Here is a 505-nt window from a genome sequence, read left to right as displayed (position 1 = left end):
GCTCTTCCGATCTGTGGCGGTATCTTTAACCTACGTGATGTGCCAAACGATGAGCCGGGCATGAGCCCACTTGAGATCTGGTGTAACGAATCTCAAGAGCGTTATGTAATGGCGGTTGCTGATAAAGACATGGCAACGTTCGACGCGATTTGTAAGCGTGAACGTGCACCGTACGCAGTGGTTGGTAAAGCAACTGAAGAACGTGATCTGAAATTAGAAGATTCACACTTCGACAACACGCCAATCGATATGCCAATGGACATCCTATTAGGTAAAACGCCTAAGATGCACCGTGACGCGAAAACGCTAAAAGCGAACAACCCAGCGATTGACCGTTCTGGTATTGAACTAAACGAAGCGGTTGACCGTGTTCTTCGCTTGCCAACAGTCGCTGAGAAAACATTCCTTATCACCATCGGTGACCGCTCGGTAACAGGCCTTGTAGCTCGTGACCAAATGGTTGGTCCATGGCAGGTTCCTGTTGCTAACTGCGCAGTAACAGCGG

At 49.3% G+C, this 505-nt stretch carries 1 protein-coding gene; it reads left to right on the top strand.

The annotated features are described in order from the left end of the window. Positions 1–505 (top strand): AIR synthase-related protein (locus ACP45E_RS01365; protein ID WP_241824234.1); only part of this gene is annotated, 505 nt, incomplete at both ends.

This window comes from Vibrio genomosp. F10 str. 9ZD137 (genome assembly GCF_049974785.1).
Taxonomy (GTDB): Bacteria; Pseudomonadota; Gammaproteobacteria; order Enterobacterales; family Vibrionaceae; genus Vibrio.
Note: the sequence above shows the minus strand (reverse complement) of the source record. Positions and strands in the feature narration are given on the sequence as shown.